The organism is Hydrogenophaga sp. IBVHS1 (assembly GCF_002127265.1).
Lineage (GTDB): Bacteria > Pseudomonadota > Gammaproteobacteria > Burkholderiales > Burkholderiaceae_C > Hydrogenophaga.
In genome coordinates this window covers 1239291-1261212 of the sequence record NZ_NFUU01000001.1, presented here as the reverse complement: position 1 = coordinate 1261212, position 21922 = coordinate 1239291, and the positions used below count along the sequence as shown (strand labels likewise).

The window sequence follows — 21922 nt, the reverse complement described above, 5'->3', positions numbered from 1 at the left end:
AGGTATTGTGCGCGGCCTTGAAAGCCTTGCCCCGACAATGGCGACCATGCGCTGGGACATTTTCTGCAAGGTGATCGACAACTTCGGCGACGTGGGCGTGTGCTGGCGGCTTTCGGTCCAGCTGGCGCACCGCGGCGAGCAGGTGCGCCTGTGGCTGGACGATCCACGGGCGCTGGCGTGGCTGGCGCCGGGCGCGCTGCAGGGTGAAGTGCCAGGCATCGAGGTGTTGCACTGGACCACGCCCTTGCCCGTCGGTCTGCTGGACCCCCTGCCGCTGGCCGACGTGTGGGTCGAAGCATTCGGCTGCGACCCGCCAGCCGAGTGCGTCGAAAGACTCGGGCACGAAATGGCGGGCGGCGCCGCGGCGCCGGTGTGGATCAACCTGGAGTACCTCAGCGCCGAACCCTACGTGGAACGCTCTCACCGCCTGCCCTCACCCGTCATGAGCGGCCCGGCCTGGGGCATGACGAAATGGTTCTACTACCCCGGCTTCACCGAACGCACGGGCGGTCTGCTGCGTGAAGACGATCTCCTCGCGCGCCAGGCGGCCTTTGATGCCACCACCTGGCTGGGCGGCCTGGGCCTCCCACCCGAAGGCTCGGCAGAGTCGCTCCGCGTGAGCCTCTTCTGCTACGATCCCGGTGCGTTGGGCAGCGTGCTGCAACAGGCCGGGCAAGCCGCCACACCGAGCCATTGGCTGGTGACGCCGGGGCGGGCATGGCAAGCGGTGCAGCGTCTGCCGGGCCCGATCGACAGCGCCTGCCGTCTGCACGCCCTGCCCCTTCTCATGCAACGCGACTTCGACCACCTGCTCTGGTCGTGCGACCTCAACTTCGTGCGCGGCGAGGACTCGCTGGTGCGGGCGCTGTGGGCCGGCCAGGCCTTCGTGTGGCAAATCTACCCCCAGCATGACGACGCCCATCACGCCAAACTGGAGGCGTTTCTGGGCTGGATGCGCGCGCCCGACTCGCTGCGGGGCTTTCACCTTGCGTGGAACGGCATCGGCGACCAGCCTGCCGTCTGGCCCGACCGCGCCACGCTGGCCCAATGGCGTGAATGCGCCCACCAGGCTCGCCAGCGGCTGCTGGCCCAGCCAGACCTGACCAGCCAGCTCGCCGGCTTCGTACTGGAAAAGCGATAAAATTCGAGGCTTTGTGGAAAACCGGTCGGGTGTGCAGCCCACGCCGGAAACTGCGGCCCAACCGTTGGAACCCTTATGAAAATCGCTCAAGAACTCCGCGCCGGCAACGTCATCATGCACGGCAAGGACCCGATGATCGTCCTGAAGACCGAATACAGCCGGGGCGGCCGTGGTGCTGCCACCGTGCGCCTCAAGCTCAAGGCCCTGCTCAACAACATGGCCACCGAAGTCGTCTGCAAGGCCGACGACAAGATGGACCAGATCATTCTGGACAAGAAGGAGTGCACCTACTCCTACTTCGCCGATCCGATGTACGTGTGCATGGACGCCGACTTCAACCAGTACGAGGTGGAAGCCGAAAACATGGGTGATGCCCTGAACTACCTCGAAGACGGCATGACCGTGGAAGTGGTGTTCTACGACGGCAAGGCCATCTCGGTCGAGCTGCCCACCAGCGTCGAGCGCGAAATCACCTGGACCGAGCCGGCCGTCAAGGGCGACACCTCGGGCAAGGTGCTCAAGCCCGCCAAGATTGCGACTGGCTTTGAAGTCTCGGTGCCGTTGTTTGTGGCCCAGGGCGATCGCATTGAAATCGACACGCGCACCGGCGAGTACCGCAAGCGTGTCTGAAGGCGCGCGGACCTTGTCCCTTGTCTGAAGAGGCTCCTCCGGGAGCCTTTTCCGTTTGATCGATCCAACCCCACCGCAGCGCCTCACCGATGGACCTGATCTCCCGCATTGCGGACGTCATCATCCCTGTGTTCCTGATCGTGGCCATCGGCTACGGCTACGGCCGCCGGGCGCGGCCCGACCTCTCGACCTTCAACCGCATCGCGCTCGACGTGCTTGCGCCCATGCTGATGTACTCGGTGATGGCGTCCAAGGCTTTCGTGATCGGCGACCACCTGACCCTGCTGCTGGGTGGCGCAATCGTGATCCTGGCTGGTGGGTTGCTGGCCTGGCCACTCGCCCGGGCCTTCGGTTTGCAGGCGCGCACGCTGGTGCCGGTGGTCATGTTCAACAACTGCGGCAACATCGGCCTGCCGCTGGCGCTGCTCGCCTTCGGCGCCGACCAGTTCGGCGCCGCCGTGGCACTGTTTGCGGTGAGCAACCTCCTCCACTTTTCCGTGGGGGCTCGCATCACCAGCCGGCTCGCCCGCACGCGCGACCTCATGACGAGTCCGCTGATGATCGCCACACTGCTCGGCCTGGCGAGCGCATTGAGCGGCATCAGGCCGCCCGATGTGGTGCTGGCGGGCCTGAAGTTGCTGGGCGACGCCATCATCCCGATGATGCTCTTCGCGCTCGGCGTCCGCCTCACCTCGCTGACGCGCCAAGGGCTTGCCATGGGCATGCTGGGCGCACTGGCGCGTCCGATCATCGGCCTGGCCATCGGGCTCCCACTGGCATGGGCACTGGGGCTCGAAGGGGTTGCGCGCGCGCAACTGCTGCTGTTTGCCGCGCTACCCCCTGCTGTGATGCAGTTCATGCTGGCCGAGCGCTACCACCAGGAACCCGAGAAGGTCGGTGCCATGATCATGCTGGGCAATGCCCTTGCAGTGGTCTTCGTACCGATCGCCCTGGCCCTGGGCCTCTAAGACACTCTTCGCCATTCAAGGAGCCTTTCCATGGAAGCCACGCAACATCTCAACGAACGGCGACTGGCCGATGCCTGGGCCGAATTGCAGGCCCATTCCAACGAGGGCAATGCTCTGCAGGCGGACGCCTACCGCCTCGCCTTCGCCGACCCCGAGTTCCTGCTGCGCCGGGAAACGCGCGGCATCCGCCTCCAGCTGGAGATGCTCAAGCCCGATCTCGCGCAACGAGAGCTGGGCATTGAAAATACGGTGGTGGTGTTTGGCAGTGCCCGTTTCCGGGAAGCCAACGACGCGCGCGAACTGCTCGCCAAGGCCGAGATCACGGAGAACGAGCACGCCATCCGCGCTGCCACGTCCATGGTGCGCAACGCCCACTACTACGACCACGCGCGCGAGTTCGCGCGCACCGTTGCGCGCTACAGCAAGCAGTGCCCGCAGGCCGATCAGCTCTTCATCTGCACCGGGGGTGGCCCAGGCATCATGGAAGCTGCCAGCCGGGGCGCGCACGACGAAGGCGCGCTCAATGTGGGCCTGAACATCGCCCTGCCCCACGAGCAGTCGGCCAACCCCTACGTCTCACCCGAACTCAGCTTCAAGTTCCATTACTTCGCGCTGCGCAAGATGCATTTCATGATGCGCGCCAAGGCGCTGGTCGCGTTCCCGGGCGGCTTCGGCACGCTGGACGAGCTGTTCGAAGTGATCACGCTGGTTCAGTGCAGAAAGTCCAAGCCCGTACCGATCGTGCTGTTCGGCAGCGACTACTGGAAGCGCCTGATCAACCTCGACGTGCTGGTGGAAGAAGGCACGATCTCGCCTGAAGACCTGGACTTGTTCAAGTACGTGGACGACCCGCAAAGTGCGTGGGAACACATCGTCCAGTTCTACGACCTGAAGACCTAAGGCTGCGTCCAGCCACCGCCCAGGGCCTTGTACAAAGCCACCTGGCTCTGCTGCTGCGCCAGCCGCGTCTGCGCCAGCGCCTGCTGGGTGGCAAACAGCGAGCGCTGCGCATCGAGCACATCAAGGTAGTTGGCCACGCCGTTGCGGTAGCGCAGCTCGGCCAGACGGAAACGATCGGCCTCTGCGGTGGCCTGCACTTGCTGCGCCGCCAACTGGTCGCCCAGCGTGGCGTTGCCCGCCAGCGCATCCGCCACTTCACGGAAAGCGGTCTGAATCGATTTCTCGTACTGAGCCACCGCAATCTCGCGACCCGCTTTGGCCGAGTCGAGGTTGGCGCGGTTGCGCCCGGCGTCGAAAATCGGCAGCAGCGCCTGAGGCGCCAGCGTGAAGCCCCAGCTGCCATCCTTGAACAGGCCAGAGAGATCGGAGCTGGCGGTGCCCGCGCTGGCGGTGAGCGAGATGCGCGGAAAGAAAGCGGCGCGCGCGGCGCCGATGTTGGCGTTGGCCGCAATCAGCAGTTGCTCGGCCTGGCGGATGTCGGCGCGGCGCGTGAGCAGGTCTGAGGGCAGGCCAGCCGGCACGTCGCGCAGCATGGACGCGCCCATCGCAGGCGCGGAGGGCACGGCGACGCTGCCATCACCAGCGGTGGTCGATGAAGGCGCGGGGGCCGCTGTGGGCAACAGCCCCACGGGCGGAGCCTGCCCCACCAGCAAAGTCAGCGCGTTCACATCCAGCGCCCGCAGGCGCCGCTGCTGCGCGAGCGAAACCCGCGCAGAGGCGCTGAGCGACTCGGCCTGGCGCAGGTCCAGCGCGGAGGACGCGCCATTGTCGAAGCGCAGCTTGCTCAGACGAAGCGAGTCTTCGCGGGTGGCGAGCGTGCGCTGCGTCAGGGCCAGCAGTTCCTCGTTGGCCTGCAGGCTCAGCCAGGTGCTGGCCACCGCCGCGACCAGGCTGGTCTGTGCCGCGCGCTGCGCCTCTTCGCTGGCGAGGTACTGTGCCAACGCGGCTTCTTTCAGGCTGGCGATGCGGCCGAAAAAGTCGATCTCCCAGCTGCTGAGCGCCAGGCCCACGCTGTAGACGCTGCTGATGCCACCGCTGCCGTCGGCCGCCGGCTGACGGTTGCCGCTGGCAGCGAGGTTGACGGTAGGGAACTGGTCGGCGCTGCGAATCTGGTACTGCGCGCGCACCTGCTCGATGTTGAGCGTGGCCACACGCAGGTCCCGGTTGTTGGCGAGCGAGAGGGCAATGAGTTCGCGCAAGCGGGCATCGCCGACGAAATCGCTCCAGGCGATGTCGGCCGCAGGCGTGGCATTGGCCGCAGCTGCAGGCGTTGCCACCGGCCACTCGGGCGCCACCGGCATCGCCGGCCGTTCGTAGGTCGGCATCATCGAGCAGCCGGCCAGCACGGCAGAGGCCACCAGCGTGAGCGTGGTGCGCGTCAAAGAGAGGTGTGTTTCAAACATTGACTAGGCTCCATGTCCATGGTGTCGGGCCTGCTCGGCATCGTGCATTTGCTGGCGCTTGCTGCCTTTGAAGAGCGTGCGGACCACGACGAAGAAGATGGGCACGAAAATCACCGCGAGCACCGTGCCGGTGATCATGCCGCCGATCACCCCGGTGCCAATCGCGCGCTGGCTCGCCGAGCCCGCGCCAGAGGCCAGCGCCAGCGGCAGCACACCCAGGGTGAACGCCATTGAGGTCATGATGATGGGGCGGAACCGGATGTGGGCAGCACCCAGCGCCGCCTCGATCGCGCTCTTGCCCTGCGCCTGCAGGTCTTTGGCGAACTCGATGATCAGAATCGCGTTCTTCGCCGTGAGTCCGATGATGGTGATCAACCCCACCTGGAAGTACACGTCGTTCGAGTAGTTGCGCAACAAGGTCGCCAGCAGTACACCGAGTACGCCCAGCGGCACCACCAGAATCACCGAGAGCGGGATGGTCCAGCTCTCGTACAACGCGGCCAGGCACAGGAACACCGCGAGGATGGCGAAGCCGTAGAGCACCAGTGCCTGGGCGCCCGCGAGTTTTTCTTCGCGTGTCTGGCCGGTCCACTCGTAGCCGAAACCTTGCGGCAGCTGGCTCGCGAGCTTCTCCATCTCGGCAATGGCCGCACCGGTGCTGGAACCAGGCGCGGCGCTGCCGCTGATGCGCATCGACGGGTAGCCGTTGTAGCGCACCGTCTGCATCGGGCCCGTGATCCAGCGCGTGCTGGCGAACGCCGACATCGGCACCGCCTGCCCTTTGTTGTTCACCACGTTCAAGCGCAACAGGTCATCGGGCTGCATGCGGGCGGGCGCATCGGCCTGCACCACCACGCGTTGCAGACGGCCCGCGTTGGGGAAGTCGTTCACATAGCTCGAACCGAGGGCAGTGCCGATGGCCGCATTGATCGAATCGAAACCCACACCCAGCGCGTTGGCCTTGTCGCGGTCGATGTCGATCTGCAACTGCGGCGCGTCTTCCAGCCCATCGGGGCGCACCTGCGTGATGACTTTGCTCTGAGAAGCCAGGCCCAGCAACTGGTTGCGCGCCGCCAGCAGCGCCTCGCGGCCCTGGCCGGAGCGGTCCTGCAGGCGGAAGCTGAAGCCGGACGATGCGCCGAGTTCGGGGATGGGTGGCGGGCTGAGCGGGAAGATGAACGCGTCGCGAATGCCGGAGAGTGCACCGAAGGCCCGGCCCGCAATGTCGGATGCCGAGCTGCCGGCCGCGGTGCGTTCAGACCAGTCCTTGAGCGTGATGAAAGCCAGCGCGGCGTTTTGCCCCTGTCCCGAGAAGCTGAAGCCCAGCACGCTGACCATGCCCTGCACTTCCGGCTGCTTGAGGATGAAGCCTTCCACTTGCTTCATCACGTCCAGCGTGCGCTCCTGCGTGGCGCCCGGCGGCAGCTGCACATTCACGAGCATGGTGCCCTGGTCTTCGTTGGGGAGGAACGAAGTCGGCAAACGCATGTAGACCACACCGGCCACGGCGACGATCGCCGCGTAGATGATGAGTGTGCGACCGGCGCGCGGCAGCAGCGCGGCCACGCCGCCTTCGTATCGCTTGGCGGTGCGCCTGAAGCCGCGGTTGAACCAGCCGAAGAAGCCCTTCTTCTCGTGGTTGTGCCCGGCTTCCACCTGCTTGAGCAGGGTGGCGCACAAGGCCGGCGTGAGCGAGAGCGCCATGAAGGCCGAGAAGGCGATGGACACGCCCATCACGGCCGCGAACTGGCGGTAGATGTTGCCCACCGATCCGCTGAAGAAGGCCAGTGGCACGAACACCGAGATCAGCACCACCGTCACGCCGATGATGGCGCCGGAAATCTGGCCCATGGCCTTGCGTGTGGCCTCCAGCGGTGGCAGGCCTTCCTCGCTCATGATGCGCTCGACGTTCTCCACCACCACGATGGCATCGTCCACCACGATGCCGATCACCAGCACCATGCCGAACATGGTGAGCACGTTGATGGAGAAACCCATGGCCAGCAGCGTGGCGAAGGTGCCCAGCAACGCCACCGGCACCACGATGGTGGGGATGATGGTGTAGCGGAAGTTCTGAAGGAACAGGAACATCACCAGGAACACTAGCAGCATGGCCTCGCCCAGCGTCACCGCCACCTGCTGGATGGAAATCTTCACGAAGCGCGAGCTGTCGTAGGGAATCGACCAGCTCATGCCCGGCGGAAAGAACTGCTCAAGCTCGGTCATCTTGGCGCGCACGGCATCGGCCGTGGCCAGTGCGTTGCCACTCGGCGAGAGTTGCACGCCGATACCGACCGCTGGCTGGCCGTTCAGGCGCGCCGATGTGGCATAGGCCTGGGCGCCCAGCTCGATACGGGCCACGTCCTTCAGTCGCACGGTGGCGCCGTCGGGGGTGGCGCGCAGCACGATGTTGCCGAACTGTTCGATATTGGCGAGCTGACCGTTGACCACCACGGTGGCCGAAATGCTCTGACCGCCCACGTTGGGCAGCGCACCGATTTCACCTGCCGACACCTGGGCGTTCTGCGCCCGGATGGCGGCGGTCACGTCGGTGGCGCTCATGTTGAAGCCCAGCAGCTTGGCCGGGTCGATCCAGATGCGCATGGCACGCTCGGTGCCGAAGAGCTGCGCCTGGCCGACGCCTGTCACACGCTGCAGTTCGGGCACCACGCTGCGAGAGGCGTAGTCGCCCAGCGCGACGGGATTCCATGCAGGGTCGTCGCTCGACAACATGGTGAACAGCAGGAAGTTGCTGCGCGACTTGTCCACTCGCACACCTTGCTGCGTCACCGCCGAAGGCAGGCGCGGTGAAGCGCGCGAGAGCCGGTTCTGCACGTCCACCTGCGCCAGATCGGCGTTGGTGCCGGTCTGGAAACTCAGCGTGATGCTGCCGGTGCCGTTGGCCTGCGCCACCGACTCCATGTAGATCAGGCCGGGAGAGCCATTCATTTCCTGCTCGATCACCGAGAGCACGCTGTCTTCCAGCGTGGCCGCCGATGCGCCCGGGTAGGTGGCGTTGATGACGATGGCGGGAGGCGCCACCGGTGGATATTGCGCAATCGGCAACTGGGTGATGGCCACACCGCCCATCACCATGATGAAGAGCGCGATCACCCAGGCAAAGATCGGCCTGTCAATGAAGAATTTCGCCATGTCGGGGCGCTCCTCAGCTCGATGCGGCAGGGGCCGGCGCGGGGGCTGGGGCGGCGCTGCCCGGGGCTTGCCACGGCACTGCCTTCACCGGTGTGCCGGGCGGCATCATCTGCAGCTTCTGGAAGCCATCGACCATCACCTGCTCGCCCGCCTTGAGCCCATCGACGATGACCCACTTGCCGTTCTGCTCGCCACCCACCTTCACCTTGCGCGGTGCCACCTTGCCATCGGCACCGACCACCGACACCGTGTCACCTTGCGCCGAGCGCGTCACCGCCTGCTGCGGCAGCGTGATGGCGTTGCCGGCCGTGGCCTGCTCGAGGCGCACACGCACATAGAGACCCGGCAACAGCGTGCCCTTGGGGTTGGGCACTTCGGCGCGCAAGGTGATCTGGCCCGTGGTGCTGTCGACCGTGAGGTCGGAGAACAGCAGGCGGCCGGGCCGCTCATACACGCTGCCGTCTTCGAGCACCACCTGAACGCTGGCAGCATCCGCACCAGCGCCCTTGAGCCGGCCGCTCTCCATGGCCTTGCGCAATTGGTAAACCTCGGCGGCCGACTGGGTGAAGTTCACATACATCGGATTGATCTGCTGGATCACCGCCAGTTGCGTGGCCTCGCCCTGCCCGACCAGCGCACCTTCGGTCACCAGCGCGCGGCCAATGCGGCCGGAGATAGGCGCCGTGACACGGGCATAACCGAGCGTGATGCTGGCGCTCTGCACCGAGGCCCGGCCAGCAGCCACGTCGGCCTCGGCCTGCTTCTGCGCTGCCACGGCGCTGGCAAATTCCTGCTGGCTCACGGCGTTTTCCTTCACCAGTGGCGCATAGCGCTCAGCCAGCGCGGTCGCCTGCGTGAGGTTGGCCTGCGAACGCGCCAGACTCGCCTGGGCGCTTTGCAGCGCGGCCGTGTAAGGAGCGGCATCGATGCGGAACAGAGCCTGCCCGGCCTTGACCTCGCTGCCTTCGCGGAACAGGCGTTCCTGCAGGATGCCAGCGGCCCGGGCCCTCACCTGGGCCACGCGCGAGGCTTCCAGCCGGCCTGGCAGCTCGGTCATCAGCCCCACATCGCCCGGGGCCACCGTGACCACGCCCACCTCTGGCGCGGGCATGCCACCACCCGGTGCAGCCGCAGCCGCTGGCGCTTCGGACTTGCCGCACGCGCTCAGCAGCACCGCCAGCGACAACACGGCCAGACCGCGCGAGACGCGAGCCGGAGGGACAGAGAAAAAGCGGGGGCGCACGGAAGGCTCGGGCTTGACTTGGCTCAAGGCGGACATGGATATCCTTGGGTGAAGATGGGGTTGCGCAGAGGGGGCCAACGTGACGATGGGGCAGCTGCCGCAAAGCCGTGCAGTATACATACATACAAGAATGTATGTATAGTGCAGCACTTGGGCCCAGACTGGCGAGGGTCTTGATGGGCTTGCCGACAGGAGACACACATTATGGTTCGACGAACCAAAACCGAGGCGCTGGAAACGCGCAACAGCCTGCTGGACGCGGCCGAGCACCTCTTTCAGGCGCGAGGCGTTTCGCGCACCTCGCTCAACGACATTGCCACCGAGGCCGGCACCACGCGCGGCGCCATTTACTGGCACTTCAAGGACAAGGCCGACCTGTTCAACGCCATGATGGAACGCGTGACCATGCCACTGGAGTGTTCGCTGGCGAACACCGTGCAAGCCACCGCCGACCCCCTGCTCGCCCTGCGCGACGCCATGTTGAGCGCCTTGCGGCAGACCGCCACCGACGAACAGACCCGGCGGGTCTTCGAGGTGGCGACCCACAAGGTGGAGTACGTCACCGAGATGCAGGCCGTGCGAGACCGCCACCTGCGCGTCCGCAATGAGTGCATGACCATGACCAAAGAGGCACTGGGACAGGCCGTGAAGCGCGAGCACCTTGCACTCCCCATGCCCTTGTCGACCGCCGCGCTGGGGCTGCACGTGATGATGGACGGGCTGATCCAGAACTGGCTGCTCGACCCGCAAGCTTTCGATCTCGTTCAGAGTGGTCGCGACACCGTCGATGCCTACCTGGCGGGTCTGGGTTTCGAGCTGAGCTCACGCTACACACTGGCTGAACCCACGCCAGCCTGAATGCGGCTCAGGGGTCGTGGCGTTGCGGGGCTTCGGGCGCCGAGGTGCGCAGCGTCCAGGCCAGCGGTGAACCCATTCCCACCACGCCGCCGACCAGCCAGAACACCGCGCCCACCCCCACCAGCGCGCCGGCCGACCCGAACAGCAGTGGCATGACCACGCTCGACCCATTGATGGCCATGGCACGCAGGCCGAGCGCCTCGCCGTGGCGGTGGTGCGGGGTCATCTGGTGCAGCGAGCTCATGATCATGGGCTGCACCGAGCCCAGCGCGAAACCCAGCAGTACGGACAGTGCGCCCATGGCCCAGGCGGCGTGCACCAGCGGGTAGATCGCGAACAACACGGCCGTGGCCGCCATGGCCGCGCCGATCACCACCGATTCGCGCAGGTGCGAGGCCAGCCACGGCATGAGCACGCGGATGGCCGTGGCGGCCAGCGCAAACGCGCCAAGGATGGTGCCGATCACCGTGGCGCTCAGGCCGCGCTCGTGGCCCAGCACCGGCACCAGAAAGGTGTGGACGTCCCAGCACGAAGACAGCATCCAGTTGATCGCCATCAGCTTCCGGAAGCCCTTGTCCTTCAGCAGGTTCCAGGACGAGCCGCTGGCCTGCCGCAGTTCGGGTGCCACGGGTTCGTGTTCCACGGTGTGGCGTACCCAGAACCAGGCCATGGAAGGGAACAAGGCCAGCAGCAGGAACGCCGCGCGAAAACCGAAGCTGTCGATCATCACCCCGGCCAGAAAGGGCCCCAGGAAGTTGGAGATCGACGGGCCGATGGACATCCAGCTGAAGACCTGCCGCAGTTCGGTGGCGCCGTTGGCGAGCCGACCCACGTGGCGTTGCAACGCGATCATCGCCAGGCCAGTGGCTGCACCGCACGTGAGTGCGGTCAGGCACAGCACCAGAAAAAAGGGGAAGGCCACTGCCAGCGCCGCGCCGGCGGTGGCCACGCCCACCGAGATGGCCACCGGCTTGCGCAGACCGCGACGGTCGGCATAACGCCCGGCCGGCAGGGCCATGAAGACCGGTGCCAGGGCAAAAAGGGCCAGCAACACGCCCACCGCCACGGGGCTGTAGCCCTCGCGAAGTGCCATGAGCGGTGCCGCGAGGCGAAAGCCGGTCATGCACGCATGCAGGCTGATCTGGGCTGCGATCAGGCGCGCGAGGTCGGTGCGCAGATTCGGGTTCAAGCGTCTGCGTTGTCGGAAGGGTCCAGTGGCAACAGCGCGCTGGCCTGGTCCTGCGGCAAGGCCTCCACGGTCTTCAGCGCCTTGCCCATCGCCCGGCTGCGCGTCTCGGCGTTTTCCAGCGTGTTGAGCACGGTCTGCGTCTGGCTCTTCACGCGCGCGAGCACGTCGCCGAATTTGCCGAACTCGGTCTTCACCGCGCCCAGCACCTGCCAGACTTCGCTCGAGCGCTTCTCCAGCGCGAGCGTGCGAAAGCCCATCTGCAGGGAATTGAGCATGGCCATGAGCGTGGTCGGCCCGGCGAGCGTCACACGGTATTCGCGCTGCAGCACTTCCATGAGCCCGGGCCGGCGCAAGACCTCGGCGTACAGGCCTTCGGTGGGCAGAAAGAGAATGGCGAAATCGGTCGTGTGCGGAGGCTGCAGGTACTTGTCGGCCATGGATTTCGCCTCCAGGCGGATGCGCTGTTCCAGCCCTCGTGCGGCCACTTCGGCGCCTTCCACATCCGCGCGCTGTTGCGCGTCGAGCAGACGCTCGTAGTCTTCGTTCGGGAACTTGGCATCGATCGGCAGCCAGCACGGCGCGCCATCGTCGCCGCGCCCCGGCAGCTTGATGGCGAAGTCCACCGCGTTGCGGCTGCCGGGGCGCGTGGTCACCTGCGTGGCGTACTGATCGGGGGCGAACACCTGTTCCAGCAAGGCACCGAGCTGGGCCTCGCCGAACATGCCGCGCGTCTTCACGTTGGTCAGCAGGTGCTTCAGGTCGCCCACGCCCTGCGCCAGCGTCTGCATCTCGCCCAGGCCTTTGTGCACCTGCTCCAGCCGATCGGCCACCTGCTTGAAGCTCTCGCCCAGGCGCGCCTGCAAGGTGCTCTGCAGTTTTTCGTCGACCGTGGCGCGCATCTCGTCGAGCTTCGCGGCATTGCCTTGCTGGAGCTGCTGCAGCTGGGCGTCGAGCGTGGTGCGGATCTCGGCCAGCCTGCGCGCATTGCCTTCGCTCATGTCCTGCAACTGCTTCGTGAGCGTGTCGCCCAGCGTGCCGCGCAACAGCACGAGCTGCTGGGCAAAGGCGTCGAGCTGGGCGTTCTGCGTGCGCGTGGTCTCAGCGGCTTGCCCCGTCAATGTTTCCTGAAACGTGGCCAGCGTCTGCTGGATTTCCTGGCGACCGCCTCGTGACGACTCGCTGATCTCGCGCCGCAGTTCGCTCTCCACCCGCTCCACACGCTGGCCCTGCTGCTGCAATTGCGCCAGCAGCAACTGGCGATGCGCCAGCGCGTCGGTGTCCACGGGCGGGCGGCGCAACAACAACCAGGCGACCAGCGCCAGATTGACCAACAGCAGGATCAGCAGCGCCCAGAGCAGCAGGTCGGCATTCATCAAACGTGCATCAAACCGGAGCGTTGATGGGCGTCACAGCACGCCCGGTGGTGAGGAATGCAATGACGTTGTCGGCGGCGAGGTTGGCCATGGCCTTGCGGGTGGCGATGGTGGCGCTGGCAATGTGCGGCGTGAGCACGACGTTGGGCACGGTGAGCAAGTCCGGATGCACCTTGGGTTCGCCCTCGTACACGTCCAGACCCGCTGCGGCGATGCGCTTCTCGCGAAGGGCCAGCGCCAGCGCGGCGTCGTCCACGATCCCGCCGCGAGCAATGTTGACCAGCGTGGCGGTGGGCTTCATCTGCGCGATTTCCGCGGCGCCGATGGCGTGATGCGATTCGGCGCTGTAGGGCAGCACGAGGATGAGGTGATCCGCCGTCTTCAGCAGCTCTGCCTTGTCGACGTAGCGGGCCTTGCATTCGGCCTCGGTCGCGGCATCGAGCCGGGAGCGGTTGTGGTAGATCACGTTCATGCCGAAGCCATGGGCACCGCGCCGCGCAATGGCCTGACCGATGCGGCCCATGCCCAGGATGCCCAGCGTGCTGCCGTGGACCTCTGCACCGGCAAACATGTCAAGCCGCCACTGGTTCCACAGGCCCGCTCTCAGAAAATGCTCGCTCTCGGTGAGGCGCCGGGCGGTGGCCATGAGCAGCGCGAAGCCGAAGTCGGCCGTGGTCTCGGTCAGCACGTCGGGCGTGTTGGTGGCCACCACGCCAGCCGCGGTCATCGCAGGCACGTCGAAGTTGTTGTAGCCCACGGCAATGTTGGCCACCACCTTCAGCTGCGGGCAGGCCGCGATCAGCGCCGCGTCCACCTTTTCACTGCCAGTGGTCAGCACGCCGGCCTTGCCCTGCAGCCGGTCCTTGAGCTCCTGCGCCGACAGAACGGCATCGCCGTCGTTGGTATCGACATCGAAGTGCTCACGCAGGCGAGCGACCACCTCCGGGAAGATGTTGCGGGCAATCAGGATCGAGGGGCGTGTGGTCATGGGCAAGGGAGATGAGGAGGTGTCAGACGAACCAGATCCAGGTAATCAGCGCGAACAGGGGCAGCAGGATGCCGATCGACCAGAGCATGTAGCCGAAGAAGCTGGGCATGCGCACCCCACGGTCCTCGGCAATGGCTTTGACCATCAGGTTGGGCGCGTTGCCGATGTAGGTGTTGGCGCCCATGAACACGGCGCCGGCCGAGATGGCGGCCAGCGTCGGTGCCAGCGCGTTCATCAGCACCTGCGGATCGCCCCCTGCGGTGTTGAAGAACACCAGGTAGGTCGGCGCGTTGTCGAGGAACGAACTCAGCACACCCGTGGCCCAGAAGTACATCGCCGGGTTGGGCGTTCCATCGGCGTTGGTCACCGCCCTGACCACCGCGCCGAAGGGTCCGTCCACGCCGGCCTTGAGCATGGCAATGACCGGGATGATGGTGAGGAAGATGGCGGCGAACAGCTTGGCCACTTCCTGCATGGGCCCCCAGGAAAACTGGTTGCTTTCATGCACGCTCGAAGGCGTGAGGCGCAGCGAGACCAGCGTGACGATGATCAGGCCAACATCGCGCAGCAGGCCGGGCAGCCCGACCTCGGTTCCCCACACATTGAAGACCACCGACGATTTCCACAAGCCGCTCATGAGGACCAGTGCCACCACCACCCCCAGCAGAAGGAAGTTCTTCGCGCCGTCAAAGCCGATGCGCGGGGTGTCGGGCGTTGGGTCGCGGGGCTGCACCTCTTCGCGGTTGCGGTAGAGCCACCAGTCGATGACGAAGAAGATCCCCAGCAGCGACACCAGCATGAACAGGGTTTCGCCCCAGATGTGGTTGAAGGTCCAGAAGAACTCGATGCCCTTGAGGAAGCCCAGGAACAGCGGCGGGTCTCCCAGCGGGGTGAGCGAGCCGCCCACGTTGGACACAATGAAGATGAAGAACACCACCACATGCACCTGGTGCTTGCGGTTGTCGTTGGCGCGGATCAGCGGGCGGATCAGCAACATGGATGCACCGGTGGTGCCCATGAAGCTGGCCAGCACGGCCCCGAGTCCGAGCAAGCCGGTGTTGAGCGCTGCGCTGCCGTGCAGGTTGCCGCGCAGGAAGATGCCGCCGGCCACCGTGAACAGTGCGGTGAGCAGGATGATGAACGGGATGTACTCGGCCACCATGGCATGCACCACGGCGGTCCAGGCCACGCTGGGCCCGGCCACCACCGCGAACGGCACCAGAAACACCAGCGCCCAGGCCGCAGACACTTTGCCGAAATGGTGGTGCCAGAAGATCGGCGCGAGCAGCGGTACCAGGGCAATCGACAGCAGGACGCCCGCGAACGGCACGCCCCACCACACCGAGAGCTGGCTGCCATCAAGATCGGCGGCCTGAGCGAGGCCGGGCAACAGCGCCAGGGTGAATGCGAACCAGCGCATGTCAGACCGCCAGCAGGTCGACCTCGAACAACAGGGTCGCGTTGGGTGGAATCACGCCACCGGCACCGCGCGCGCCATAGCCCAGAGCGGCCGGAATCACCAGCCGGCGCGTGCCGCCCACAGCCATGCCCTGCACGCCTTCGTCCCAGCCCTTGATGACGTGGCCGGCGCCGAGCGGGAATTCGAACGGCTGCCCACGGTCCTTGCTGGAATCGAACTTGGCGCCCTGCACACCGTCGTTGTAGAGCCAGCCGGTGTAGTGCACCTGCACGGGACGACCTGCCTGGGCGGTTTCGCCGTTTCCAACCACGGTGTCTTCGTACTGCAGGCCGCTTGCGGTGGTGATCATGTTGTTCTCCTGTTGTGAAATGAAGGGAAGCGCCCGATTATTCCAGCCACGTCGTGAACGACGCAGCCGGCTCGCGCGGTGTGTAGAAACTGTTGACCACCTGGTCGGGATCGGCATAGCCGAGCGACATGCCACAGACCAGCATTTCGTTCTCGCCAGCGCCGATGTGCGGCAGGATGATGCGGCCAAAGCCGTTCCAGGCCGCCTGGGGGCAGGTGTGCAGCCCATGGCCGCGCGCGGCCACCATCAGGTTCTGCATGAACATGCCGTAATCCACCAGTGAACCGCGCCCCATCACACGGTCCAGGGTGAACATCAATCCCACGGGTGCGTCGAAGAAGCGGAAATTGCGCTGGTGCTGCGCATGCATCTTGTCCTTGTCGCCCTTGGTGATGCCCAGCAATCCGTAGAGCCCCCAGCCATTCTCGCGACGCCGGTCGATGAAGGGACTGACCCATTTTTCGGGGTAGTAGTCGTAGGCTTCCTTGTACTCGGCGGCCAGTGAAGGGTCGGCTCGCAGCGCGTCGTGCGCCGCGCAGACCTTCTGCACCAGCGAATCGCGGCTGGCGCCCTGCAGCACATAGACTTTCCAGGGTTGCGTGTTGGTGCCTGAGGGCGCGCGGCTGGCCAGTGTCAGCAGGTGTTCAATCGTCGCCCGCGGCACGGGTGTGGGCAGAAACGCGCGAACAGACATCCGGCTGGTGATGGCGGCGTCGACGCTGGCGGCATCGATGGCGCCCGTGGCGGCCTGGGGATTGAGGGTCATCGAAGGGTCTCCAGGGTGCGTTTCAGCGGTTCAGGAAGCGGCACGGGGCGGCGGGTCTCGCGATCCACGTAAACATGCACGAAATGTCCGCAGGCTGCGGCCAGATCCACCCCATCGGCGAACAGGCCCACTTCATAACGCACGCTGGAACTTCCCAGATGCGCCACGCGCAGACCCGCCGACACGGTTTGCGGAAAAGCCAGGGGTGCGAAGTAGTTGCACTGCGTCTCGATCACCAGCCCGATCACCGGGCCTGCATGGATGTCCAGCGCGCCTTGTTCGATGAGATAGGCATTCACCGCCGTGTCGAACCAGCTGTAGTACACCACGTTGTTCACGTGACCATAAACATCGTTGTCGCTCCAGCGCGTGCCGATGGTGCGGAACACGCGGTAGGCGCTGCGCGGCAGGGCCTGGGCACGCTCGATGGGTGAACGGGTGGCGGTATTCATGCCGCGGCATTGTGCCAGTGGCCGACGTACTCCATCGCCGTGCGGTAGGTGTTGATCTGAACCTGCACTGTGTCGTCGAGGTCGGTGCCGTAGCCACCGCCCATGGCAAAGGCCAGTGGCAGGCGGCGCTGCCACGCCCAATCCATCACGCGTCGGTCGCGAGCTTCCAGGCCGTCGAACGTGAGCTTGAGGCGCCCCAGCCGATCACCTTCGTGCGGGTCCGCACCCGCGAGATAAAGCACCAGACCAGGCTCGAACCGTCGTTCGAGCTCGCCGAGCGCCTGTTCCAGCGCCTCCAGGTATTCGCTGTCGGCGCAGCCGTCGGGCAGCTCCACGTCCAGATCGCTGGGCTCCTTGCGAAAGGGAAAGTTTTTCGCACCATGCAGGGACAGCGTGAACACCGTCGGATCACTGGCAAAGATGCGTGCCGTGCCATTGCCCTGGTGCACATCAAGGTCGATGATGGCCACGCGCAGGGGTCCGCGCGCGCGATGCATGCGCGCATGCTCGGCCTGCATCAGGCGCGCCGCCACCGCGAAATCGTTGAACACACAGAAGCCGCTGCCCTTGTCGGCATAGGCATGGTGCGTGCCGCCCGCCAGGTTGGCCGCCAGACCGGCGCCCCCCATCGCGCTGCGGCAGGCCTGCAGCGTGGCGCCCACGGAGCGCCTGGCACGCTCGGCCATGGCCGGGCTCCACGGAAAACCAATCTCCCGCTGCGCGGCGGCGGACAGGCTTCCCGTGGTGATGGCATCGATGTAGGCCGGCGTGTGCACCAGCGCCAGTTCACCATCGCTCGCCGGCATGGCTTGCCCGAGCTGCACCTGGGGCAGTTCCGACGCGAGCCGCTCGCGCAAACGCGCGTACTTGGCCATGGGAAACCGGTGGCCGTTGGGCAAGGGAAGAACGAAATGGTCGGCGTAGAAGGCTTGCACGGAAAGGTCTGGAACGGGCCGACGTGGGGGTCCCACATTGTGGACGGCCAGGGAAGACGGAGCGGGTCGGGCGGTTTCTAGAACCGGGTCCCTAGAATGCTGCAGCGCAGCAAAAAGGACTTGCGCGATCGTTTCGCTTACCTATAATCGAGCCCATGTTGCAGTGCAGCAAAGTGAACGAGAACAACAGCGTCAAAGACAGCGCGGTGTTCCCAGCAGCCCTGAACTAAGCCCCTTTTTTGACAACTCCAGGAGTATTGAATATGTTGACCGCTGAACAAATCGTTGCCGCCCAGAAAGCCAACATCGAAACCATTTTCGGCCTGACCCAGAAAGCCTTCGAAGGCATGGAAAAGCTGGTCGAGCTGAACGTGCAAGCCACCAAGGCCGCCCTGTCCGAATCCGCCAACAGCGCCCAGGCCCTGCTGAGCGTGAAGGACGCGCAAGAACTGCTGACGCTGCAAGCCAACCTGATGCAGCCGCTGGCTGAGAAGACCGTGGCCTACAGCCGTCACCTGTACGACATCGCTTCGGGCACCGGCGCCGAGTTCGCCAAGGCCGCTGAAGCCCAAGGCAGCGACACCCAGAAGAAATTCCTGGCTGTTGTCGACAACGCCGCCAAGAACGCTCCCGCCGGTTCCGAAACCGCCGTGGCCGTGATGAAGAGCGCCGTGTCCGCCGCCAACAACGCCATGGAATCGGTTCAGAAGGCTGTCAAGCAAGCCACCGAAATGGCAGAAGCCAACTTCAACACCGTGACTTCTTCGGCTGTGAACGCCACGAAGTCCGCCGCCAAGAAGCGCTGAACATCGCCGCAAGGGCGCCGTTGATCGGTTGAACCGGCACGCGCCCCGGCACCCACTCTAGGATCAAACTGGTTTTTCTGGTTGTCTCCTCGGGTCCTTTTCGAAATTCGATTTCATCGGACCCCTTAAGCCCTCACTGCAAAGTGAGGGCTTTTTTTCTGGCCAGCTGGGTGCGCAACATCGGCAGTGCCGCCTGCATGGCCGCGCGCCCCGCCTCGATGGAGCGCTTGCGGGAGGCGAAGTCTGCGCTGCCCACCCCCGCCAGAGAAGGCCGCACCACCACATCGGCGCCGGAGAGTTCATGCCGGTTGATGCTCTGCCCCATGATGGCAAAGGTCTGCAGCAGCACCTGCAGGCTGCCCACCGCCAGGTTGCCTTCGGGGGAACTGGAGATGTCCACCGCCAGCACCACTTCGGCGCCCATGTCGCGCGCCTGCCGCACCGGGACCGGTGCCACCAGGCCGCCGTCCAGGTATTCGCGGCCAGAAATGGCCACCGGGGCGAACACCCCGGGCACAGCGCTGGAGGCGCGCACCGCCTGCGCGGTGTCGCCACGGCGGAACAGCACGCCCTGCCCGGTCGACAGGTCGGTGGCCAGCACGCCAAGGGGCAGCGACATGTTCTCCAGCAGCTTGCCGTCGACCTCCTTGCGCACGTAGCGTGCGAGCGCCTCACCCCTCAACAGGCCGCGCCCCATGATGGGCAGCGCCCAGTCGGTCAACGTCGCCTCCTCCATGCCCAGCGCCGCAGTTTCGAGTTGCGCGGCGGTCTTGCCACTGGCGTAGAGGGCGGCCACCAGGCTGCCGGCCGATGTGCCCACCACCACGTCGGGCCGAATGCCGTTTTGCTCCAGCACCTGAATCACGCCCACATGGGCAAAGCCGCGCGCCGCGCCACCGCCCAGAGCAAGACCCAGGCGCGGCGCGCGGGTCACCACCTCCGGCGGCACGGGCGACGGCGTCACGGTGGGAGCCTCGGGCGGGCGCGGCGGTGTGCTGGAACATCCCACCATCAGCACCACGGCAGCAATCAGGCTTCTGAGGATCAGGGTCTTATTAAGAACCATTCGCGTTTCTGTTAGCATCTTGGACTGGATTATCCCCTCGGTATACGGTCTAAAAATCGACCGTTCAAATTCCCACGCCGCTTGCAAATTCATTCAAAAAGGACAGCCATGACTTCGTTTTCCAGGTTCTCGATGCTGGCAATTGCCGCCGCAGCCGCGCTGGGTGCTCCCGCCCAGGCACAGGACAAGGTGCTCAATCTCTACTCGGCGCGGCACTACCAGACCGACGAGGCGATGTACGACACCTTCACGCGCACCACGGGCATCAAGATCAACCGCGTGGATGCAGACGACGCGGGCATTGTGGCGCGCCTGCGCGCGGAAGGTGCCGCCTCCCCGGCCGACGTGATCCTGCTCGTGGACGCTGCCCGCCTGGCTTCCGCCGACGCTCAAGGCCTGTTTCAGCCGATCAAGTCGGCCAAGCTCGACGCCGCCATTCCCGCCAACCTGCGCGCCACGGCCACCGCCGAGGGCGTGACCTGGACCGGATTTTCCACCCGCGCACGTGTGATCGTGTACGACCCGGCCCGTGTGAAGGCCGAAGACGTGGCCACCTACGAGCAGCTGGCCGACCCCAAGCTCAAGGGCATGGTGTGCACGCGTTCGGGCTCGCACCCCTACAACCTTTCCCTGTTCGCCACCGTGGTGGAACGCCTGGGCGACCAGAAGGGTGAGGCCTGGCTCAAGGGTGTGGTGGACAACATGGCCCGCGCACCCAAGGGCGGAGATACCGATCAGATCAAGGGCGTGGCCTCGGGTGAATGCGGCGTGGCGCTGACCAACACCTACTACGTGGCGCGGATCATCAAGTCCACCAAGCCGGAAGATCAGGCCGTGATGAGCAAAGTGCGCGTGTCCTTTCCGAACCAGGGCACCAGCGGCACGCATGTGAACATCGCCGGCGCGGCCGTGGCCAGGTACGCGAAGAACCGCGACAACGCGGTTCAGTTCATGGAGTTCCTGTCGAGCCCGTTTGCACAGGACTACTTTGCCAACGGCAACAACGAGTTCCCTGCCGTGAAGGGTTTGAAGATCGACAACCCGGCCATCAAGACCATGGGTGGCGACAACTTCAAGGCCGAAACCGTGCCGCTGGGCGTGGTCGCCAAGAACATGACCAAGGTGCAGCAGATGCTGGACCGCGTGGGGTACAAGTAACACCCCCGCCGCGCTTCGTCCCCCTCAAGGGGGCAATGCCTGCGGCCTGGCGAAGCCAGTTCCGCGGCATTTCTGGATGACCAGGGCCCGCTGTTGCGGGCCCTGGTTTTTGCGTCTCAATAGACTTGCGGTACGTGGATTTCGCCGGGGACTTGATGCCGGCGATAGCCTTCGTGGCGCACGCGTTCTGGAAGCGTGATCGTCGCCTTTTCCACTTCGCCGTAGGGCATCTGCTGGAGCAGGTGGTGGATGCAGTTCAGCCTGGCCTTTTTCTTGTCGTCGGCCTGCACCACCCACCAGGGTGATTCGGGGATGTGGGTGCGCTCCAGCATCACTTCCTTGGCCTGTGTGTAGAGCTCCCAGCGGCGCCGGCTTTCCAGGTCCATGGGGCTGAGCTTCCATTGTTTTAGCGGGTCGTGAATGCGCCCGAGGAAACGCAGGTGTTGCTCTTCGTCCGAGATGGAGAACCAGTACTTGACAAGCTGGATGCCTGAGCGCACCAGCATGCGTTCGAATTCGGGCACGGAGCGGAAGAATTCTTCGTATTGCTCATCGGTGCAGAAACCCATGACGCGTTCAACACCAGCGCGGTTGTACCAGCTGCGATCGAACAGCACCATTTCGCCGGCCGCTGGCAAGTGCGCGGCGTAGCGCTGGAAATACCACTGCGTGCGCTCGCGGTCGTTGGGTGCCGGCAGTGCCGCCACACGGCACACGCGCGGATTCAGGCGCTGGGTGATGCGCTTGATGGCGCCGCCTTTGCCCGCCGCGTCGCGGCCCTCGAACAGAATCACCACCTTGTGCCCGGTGGCCACCACCCAGTCCTGCAGCTTCACGAGTTCGGCCTGAAGGCGAAACAGCTCGCGGAAATAGACGCGGCGTGCTTCTTTTGCCTGCGACGCGTCGCCCGCATCGGTTTCACGGTCCTCCAGCTCCATCTCGAGCTCTTCGTCGAAGCCGTCCATCAGGTCGGCGTGGATGCGGCGCATCAGGTCGTCTGCGTTGTCGAGCATGGCGATTCAAATGTGAGGGCAAAGCAACGAGGCTAGAGGCCTCATGTGACA

General features: G+C 65.4%; 20 protein-coding genes. 7 read left to right on the top strand and 13 right to left on the bottom strand.

Features of this window, described 5'->3' with window-relative positions; genetic code table 11:
- Positions 1 to 46 precede the first annotated feature (46 nt).
- From earP to CAP37_RS06070, 4 genes are all read left to right on the top strand, one after another.
- Positions 47 to 1141, top strand: coding sequence for an elongation factor P maturation arginine rhamnosyltransferase EarP (gene earP, locus CAP37_RS06085; RefSeq protein ID WP_086124843.1), 1095 nt, complete (start codon positions 47 to 49; stop codon positions 1139 to 1141).
- A 75-nt stretch (positions 1142 to 1216) separates the two neighbouring features.
- Complete coding sequence (gene efp / locus CAP37_RS06080) at positions 1217 to 1771, top strand: elongation factor P (protein WP_086123357.1); 555 nt, start codon at positions 1217 to 1219, stop codon at positions 1769 to 1771.
- An 89-nt stretch (positions 1772 to 1860) separates the two neighbouring features.
- Positions 1861 to 2739 (top strand): AEC family transporter, encoded by an 879-nt coding sequence (locus CAP37_RS06075; RefSeq protein ID WP_218776824.1) that lies wholly within the window; start codon positions 1861 to 1863, stop codon positions 2737 to 2739.
- Positions 2740 to 2769: 30 nt separating this feature from the next.
- Positions 2770 to 3639, top strand: coding sequence for a TIGR00730 family Rossman fold protein (locus tag CAP37_RS06070; RefSeq protein ID WP_086123356.1), 870 nt, complete (start codon positions 2770 to 2772; stop codon positions 3637 to 3639).
- Here CAP37_RS06070 and CAP37_RS06065 read toward each other — a convergent pair.
- Genes CAP37_RS06065 through CAP37_RS06055 form a run of 3 tightly spaced genes read right to left on the bottom strand, consistent with a single transcriptional unit; the run spans position 3636 to position 9534 of the window.
- On the bottom strand, positions 3636 to 5102 hold the full coding sequence (locus CAP37_RS06065; protein WP_086123355.1) for an efflux transporter outer membrane subunit: 1467 nt from the start codon (positions 5100 to 5102) through the stop codon (positions 3636 to 3638). The genes CAP37_RS06070 and CAP37_RS06065 overlap by 4 nt on opposite strands.
- Positions 5103 to 5105: 3 nt before the next feature.
- Positions 5106 to 8255, bottom strand: a complete 3150-nt coding sequence (locus tag CAP37_RS06060) for an efflux RND transporter permease subunit (RefSeq protein WP_086123354.1) — start codon at positions 8253 to 8255, stop codon at positions 5106 to 5108.
- 13 nt (positions 8256 to 8268) lie between these two features.
- Entirely contained in the window at positions 8269 to 9534 is a 1266-nt protein-coding gene (locus CAP37_RS06055) for an efflux RND transporter periplasmic adaptor subunit (RefSeq protein WP_086123353.1), read from the bottom strand.
- 168 nt (positions 9535 to 9702) lie between these two features.
- On the opposite strand from CAP37_RS06055, the gene CAP37_RS06050 reads away from it, so the two are divergent.
- Positions 9703 to 10356, top strand: a complete 654-nt coding sequence (locus tag CAP37_RS06050) for a TetR family transcriptional regulator (protein ID WP_179190153.1) — start codon at positions 9703 to 9705, stop codon at positions 10354 to 10356.
- A gap of 7 nt (positions 10357 to 10363) precedes the next feature.
- Here the strand turns inward: CAP37_RS06050 and CAP37_RS06045 are convergent, their stop codons facing one another.
- From CAP37_RS06045 to CAP37_RS06010, 8 genes are read right to left on the bottom strand one after another with little or no spacing between them, the layout of a single operon-like run.
- Positions 10364 to 11545, bottom strand: a complete 1182-nt coding sequence (locus CAP37_RS06045) for an MFS transporter (protein ID WP_373271053.1) — start codon at positions 11543 to 11545, stop codon at positions 10364 to 10366.
- Complete coding sequence (locus CAP37_RS06040; protein WP_086123351.1) at positions 11542 to 12918, bottom strand: DNA recombination protein RmuC; 1377 nt, start codon at positions 12916 to 12918, stop codon at positions 11542 to 11544. The genes CAP37_RS06045 and CAP37_RS06040 overlap by 4 nt, the downstream gene beginning before the upstream one ends.
- A 10-nt stretch (positions 12919 to 12928) precedes the next feature.
- A complete protein-coding gene (locus CAP37_RS06035; RefSeq protein WP_086123350.1) occupies positions 12929 to 13906 on the bottom strand; it encodes a D-glycerate dehydrogenase in 978 nt (325 codons plus the stop codon).
- A 22-nt stretch (positions 13907 to 13928) separates the two neighbouring features.
- Positions 13929 to 15326 (bottom strand): sodium:proton antiporter, encoded by a 1398-nt coding sequence (locus CAP37_RS06030; protein ID WP_086123349.1) that lies wholly within the window; start codon positions 15324 to 15326, stop codon positions 13929 to 13931.
- 1 nt (position 15327) lies between these two features.
- The gene (locus tag CAP37_RS06025; protein ID WP_086123348.1) at positions 15328 to 15675 is read right to left on the bottom strand and encodes an FKBP-type peptidyl-prolyl cis-trans isomerase; all 348 of its coding nucleotides are present in this window, start codon (positions 15673 to 15675) and stop codon (positions 15328 to 15330) included.
- A 37-nt stretch (positions 15676 to 15712) separates the two neighbouring features.
- Positions 15713 to 16441, bottom strand: coding sequence for a nitroreductase (locus CAP37_RS06020; protein ID WP_086123347.1), 729 nt, complete (start codon positions 16439 to 16441; stop codon positions 15713 to 15715).
- Entirely contained in the window at positions 16438 to 16893 is a 456-nt protein-coding gene (locus CAP37_RS06015; RefSeq protein WP_086123346.1) for a thioesterase family protein, read from the bottom strand. The genes CAP37_RS06020 and CAP37_RS06015 overlap by 4 nt, the downstream gene beginning before the upstream one ends.
- Positions 16890 to 17828 carry a histone deacetylase gene (locus CAP37_RS06010; RefSeq protein WP_086123345.1) on the bottom strand — a complete coding sequence of 313 codons (939 nt, stop codon included), beginning with the start codon at positions 17826 to 17828 and terminating at the stop codon, positions 16890 to 16892. Before CAP37_RS06010 ends, CAP37_RS06015 begins: the two co-directional genes overlap by 4 nt.
- Positions 17829 to 18091: 263 nt before the next feature.
- Here CAP37_RS06010 and CAP37_RS06005 point away from each other — a divergent pair, with 263 nt between their 5' ends.
- Positions 18092 to 18634: a phasin family protein gene (locus tag CAP37_RS06005; protein ID WP_086123344.1), complete on the top strand. Its 543-nt coding sequence runs from the start codon at positions 18092 to 18094 to the stop codon at positions 18632 to 18634.
- A gap of 133 nt (positions 18635 to 18767) precedes the next feature.
- On the opposite strand, the gene CAP37_RS06000 is transcribed toward CAP37_RS06005, so the two are convergent.
- Positions 18768 to 19700, bottom strand: coding sequence for a patatin-like phospholipase family protein (locus tag CAP37_RS06000; protein ID WP_086123343.1), 933 nt, complete (start codon positions 19698 to 19700; stop codon positions 18768 to 18770).
- A 108-nt stretch (positions 19701 to 19808) separates the two neighbouring features.
- Between CAP37_RS06000 and CAP37_RS05995 the strand changes: the two genes are divergently transcribed.
- Positions 19809 to 20858 carry an extracellular solute-binding protein gene (locus CAP37_RS05995; protein WP_256926884.1) on the top strand — a complete coding sequence of 350 codons (1050 nt, stop codon included), beginning with the start codon at positions 19809 to 19811 and terminating at the stop codon, positions 20856 to 20858.
- Between the two features lie 116 nt (positions 20859 to 20974).
- Here CAP37_RS05995 and ppk2 read toward each other — a convergent pair whose 3' ends face one another.
- Positions 20975 to 21871 carry a polyphosphate kinase 2 gene (ppk2, locus tag CAP37_RS05990; protein WP_086123341.1) on the bottom strand — a complete coding sequence of 299 codons (897 nt, stop codon included), beginning with the start codon at positions 21869 to 21871 and terminating at the stop codon, positions 20975 to 20977.
- Positions 21872 to 21922 lie beyond the last annotated feature (51 nt).

Excerpts from the sequence above, each read along its gene's own strand:
- CAP37_RS06020 (WP_086123347.1), bottom strand. The coding sequence starts at position 16,441 with ATGACCCTCAATCCCCAGGCCGCCACGGGCGCCATCGATGCCGCCAGC.
- CAP37_RS06000 (WP_086123343.1), bottom strand. The coding sequence starts at position 19,700 with ATGGTTCTTAATAAGACCCTGATCCTCAGAAGCCTGATTGCTGCCGTG.
- CAP37_RS06005 (WP_086123344.1), top strand. The coding sequence starts at position 18,092 with ATGTTGACCGCTGAACAAATCGTTGCCGCCCAGAAAGCCAACATCGAA.
- earP (WP_086124843.1), top strand. The coding sequence starts at position 47 with ATGCGCTGGGACATTTTCTGCAAGGTGATCGACAACTTCGGCGACGTG.
- CAP37_RS05995 (WP_256926884.1), top strand. The coding sequence starts at position 19,809 with ATGACTTCGTTTTCCAGGTTCTCGATGCTGGCAATTGCCGCCGCAGCC.
- CAP37_RS06060 (WP_086123354.1), bottom strand. The coding sequence starts at position 8,255 with ATGGCGAAATTCTTCATTGACAGGCCGATCTTTGCCTGGGTGATCGCG.
- CAP37_RS06015 (WP_086123346.1), bottom strand. The coding sequence starts at position 16,893 with ATGAATACCGCCACCCGTTCACCCATCGAGCGTGCCCAGGCCCTGCCG.
- CAP37_RS06040 (WP_086123351.1), bottom strand. The coding sequence starts at position 12,918 with ATGAATGCCGACCTGCTGCTCTGGGCGCTGCTGATCCTGCTGTTGGTC.
- CAP37_RS06070 (WP_086123356.1), top strand. The coding sequence starts at position 2,770 with ATGGAAGCCACGCAACATCTCAACGAACGGCGACTGGCCGATGCCTGG.
- CAP37_RS06065 (WP_086123355.1), bottom strand. The coding sequence starts at position 5,102 with ATGTTTGAAACACACCTCTCTTTGACGCGCACCACGCTCACGCTGGTG.
- CAP37_RS06050 (WP_179190153.1), top strand. The coding sequence starts at position 9,703 with ATGGTTCGACGAACCAAAACCGAGGCGCTGGAAACGCGCAACAGCCTG.
- ppk2 (WP_086123341.1), bottom strand. The coding sequence starts at position 21,871 with ATGCTCGACAACGCAGACGACCTGATGCGCCGCATCCACGCCGACCTG.
- CAP37_RS06025 (WP_086123348.1), bottom strand. The coding sequence starts at position 15,675 with ATGATCACCACCGCAAGCGGCCTGCAGTACGAAGACACCGTGGTTGGA.
- efp (WP_086123357.1), top strand. The coding sequence starts at position 1,217 with ATGAAAATCGCTCAAGAACTCCGCGCCGGCAACGTCATCATGCACGGC.
- CAP37_RS06030 (WP_086123349.1), bottom strand. The coding sequence starts at position 15,326 with ATGCGCTGGTTCGCATTCACCCTGGCGCTGTTGCCCGGCCTCGCTCAG.
- CAP37_RS06055 (WP_086123353.1), bottom strand. The coding sequence starts at position 9,534 with ATGTCCGCCTTGAGCCAAGTCAAGCCCGAGCCTTCCGTGCGCCCCCGC.
- CAP37_RS06035 (WP_086123350.1), bottom strand. The coding sequence starts at position 13,906 with ATGACCACACGCCCCTCGATCCTGATTGCCCGCAACATCTTCCCGGAG.
- CAP37_RS06075 (WP_218776824.1), top strand. The coding sequence starts at position 1,861 with ATGGACCTGATCTCCCGCATTGCGGACGTCATCATCCCTGTGTTCCTG.